Raw genomic sequence first — 2,536 nt, 5'->3', positions numbered from 1 at the left:
ATCTACTATCCGATCGCCATCTACCTGGTCTTCCTCCTCGCCGCGGACGAGCCCGTCTTCTACCTGATCTCGCTGCTGGTGCTGATGGTGTCGGACACCCTCGCCGCGCTGTTGGGGACGGAGTACGGACGGCAATTCTACGCGGTGGAGACGGACCGGCGCAGCCTGGAGGGGTCTGCCGCGTTCTTCCTGACAACCTTCCTGGCCGTGCACCTGCCGCTGCTGCTGCTGACGGACATCGGCCGCGGCGCCAGCGTGCTGATCGCGGCGCAGATCGCGCTGACCGTCACCATCTTCGAGGGGATCAGCGTCCAGGGGAGCGACAACCTGGTGGTGCCGCTGACGACGTACTTCCTGCTCTCCATCATGACGCCGCAGTCCGCGGGGTTCGTGGCGCGGCAGCTGGCGGCGCTGCTGGTGATCACCGTGCTCGTGGGGCTGCTGGCGTGGCGCTATCGGTTCGTCGCCATGAGCAGCGCCATGGGGCTGGCGCTGGGCGTGTACGGCGCCTACGCGATGGGCGGCAGCGAGTGGACCATCGCGCCGGGGCTGGCGGTGCTGTGGTTCGCCGGCTTCTTCGCCGCCTCGCGCCGCGTGGCGCCGGACGCGCCGCAGGCGTACCACATCCGTGGCCTGTTCTACGTGGCGCTGGTTCCCGTCAGCCTCTTCTTTCTGAACAGCGGATTGGAGAAGCTGGCCCCGGAACGGCTCCGCCCCGCGTCGCCGGACCCCCTGTACGTGCCGTTCGTGGGCGTCGTGGCGGCCCAGCTGATGATCGTGATCCTGGCCCACGTGATCGACGTGGGCATGCGGCGCCGCCGGGCGGCGGCGAGCCTGGCGACCAGCGGTGCGATCCTGGGCTTCTTCGCCGTCGTTCCCGCCGGCTTGGCGGTTGGCGCGACCGGGCTGACGGTGGAGGGGCTGCTCGCCGCTGGCGTGATCTGCACGGTCAGCCAGGCACTCTACCTGTCCGTGCGCCGCCTGCCCGCCTGGCCCAAGGTGCAGCCGTGGGACGCACGCCTGCAGACGCTGAGCGCCGCCGTGGCCATGGCGCTGGTGCTGCCCCTGCACCTGTGGCACATCCGCGCGTTCGGATGATGGCGGTTCGCGCGTGCCTCTCCCTCGCGCTGCTCGCGGCCGCGCTCTGCGCCCCCGCGCCCGGATGGACGCAGTCGGCGGATTCATCCCGCGTCGGCGCGACGGATTCCGCCACCGCCGACGCGCCGTCGTCCCGCTGCATGGAGATCCACCTGCGCGAGGCGGCGCACCTGAACCGCCAGCGGATGCCGCTCTACTCCGCTCTGACCGGCGGACGGTCGCGCGGCATCTCGCGGCGGCTGATCTGGACCGAGCGGCTGGCCATCCCCGTCGCCTGGTACGTGGACTGGCGCGCGAGGAGCTTCCTCCGGGCGGGCATCCGCGTGACCTGCGACGACTTCGTGCCGATGGCGCACACGCCGGCCTTCCGCGAGCGCATCGCCGATCCGCCGCCGCTTTCGTCGTTCACGCCCAGCGACCCGCGCCGCATCCGCCGGACGATCCACGGGGCCTACCGATCCGGCGGGTTCCCGGCGGCATCGACCGTGATCGAACGCGAGATCGAGCAGTTGCAGGCCACGCCCGCGTTCCACTGCATGATGCGCCACCTGCTGGAATCGGCGCTGCGCATCAGCAACCAGGCATCGGACTACGAAGCGCAGGCCCGGGAGCGCGGCCTCCGTTCACCCGGTGGCGTATCGCGTCTGATGCTGAACCTGCACCTGTCCACGCTGGGCGAAGCGGCAAAGCTGGACCGCCGCGCCGCGCCCCTGCAGGCGGAGGGCGTCCCCATCATCTGCCAGGACGTTCCGCCCATCCCGCCAGCGGCCGATTCGTCCGGCCCGCATCCCTGACCAGGGCCGCGCCGGACGACCGGCCTGCAGGCATGGCCGGTGCCGCCCTCCTGAGACGGGCGAACGAGCGTGGCCGCGCGGTCAGGGCACGACATCCACTCGGTGCACCAGCATTACCGTGTCACTCTGCGCGCACTCCGGGTCGCCCTGGCACGACATCGCGGGCACCGCCCCGGGGGCTCGGCCCAGGCGCACCGTTCGCCCCACGAGGTCGGCGCGCTCGCACAGCTCCATCGCCCCGATCTCCTCTCGGCGCACCCCGCCCGCCTCCACCTGCAGGTAGCACCCACGGTCGCCCAGTGTCAGCTCGCGGACGACAACGGCTGAATCCGCCCCCGCAATGGCCGAGTCCGCGCGTTCCGCGCGTTCCGCGCGTTCGGCGCCGCTCCCAGCGTCGCGAGGGCCACACGCGGCAGCACAGAATGCCAGGATGAGAACGCGTGTAGCGGGAATGCGCATGATGTCGCTCCTGGGGCGTGAGAAGGATCTTGCGTCTGCGGCAATCAGGGATGGTGCGGCAATGTGGTCGTATCACTTGGTCGGCGCCATCCCGAAGGTGTCATCCGTGCGGTCGGCGGTGGGGCCAGTCGCGCCGCCTCGCCGGAGCCCGATCCCTGATCCGCCACTCTCGACGCACGCTTGAT

2 protein-coding genes and 1 pseudogene are annotated in these 2,536 nt (G+C 70.9%); 2 read left to right on the top strand and 1 reads right to left on the bottom strand.

Annotation, left to right across the window (positions count from 1 at the left end; genetic code table 11):
* Both VIB55_RS01530 and VIB55_RS01525 read left to right on the top strand, forming a co-directional pair.
* Positions 1 to 1,098, top strand: a pseudogene (locus tag VIB55_RS01530) (hypothetical protein); the annotation flags it as partial.
* Positions 1,095 to 1,892, top strand: coding sequence for a hypothetical protein (locus VIB55_RS01525; RefSeq protein ID WP_331874895.1), 798 nt, complete (start codon positions 1,095 to 1,097; stop codon positions 1,890 to 1,892). The pseudogene VIB55_RS01530 and the gene VIB55_RS01525, both read left to right, overlap by 4 nt.
* 81 nt (positions 1,893 to 1,973) lie before the next feature.
* Here VIB55_RS01525 and VIB55_RS01520 read toward each other — a convergent pair whose 3' ends face one another.
* Complete coding sequence (locus VIB55_RS01520; protein WP_331874894.1) at positions 1,974 to 2,351, bottom strand: hypothetical protein; 378 nt, start codon at positions 2,349 to 2,351, stop codon at positions 1,974 to 1,976.
* Between the last annotated feature and the right edge of the window lie 185 nt (positions 2,352 to 2,536).

It is taken from the genome of Longimicrobium sp. (assembly GCF_036554565.1).
Taxonomy (GTDB): Bacteria; Gemmatimonadota; Gemmatimonadetes; order Longimicrobiales; family Longimicrobiaceae; genus Longimicrobium.
The sequence above is the reverse complement of the archived record's forward strand: the minus strand, read 5'-3'. Positions and strand labels throughout refer to the sequence as shown.

Coding starts and splice junctions, on each gene's coding strand:
- VIB55_RS01525 (WP_331874895.1), top strand. CDS start 1,095: ATGATGGCGGTTCGCGCGTGCCTCTCCCTCGCGCTGCTCGCGGCCGCG.
- VIB55_RS01520 (WP_331874894.1), bottom strand. CDS start 2,351: ATGCGCATTCCCGCTACACGCGTTCTCATCCTGGCATTCTGTGCTGCC.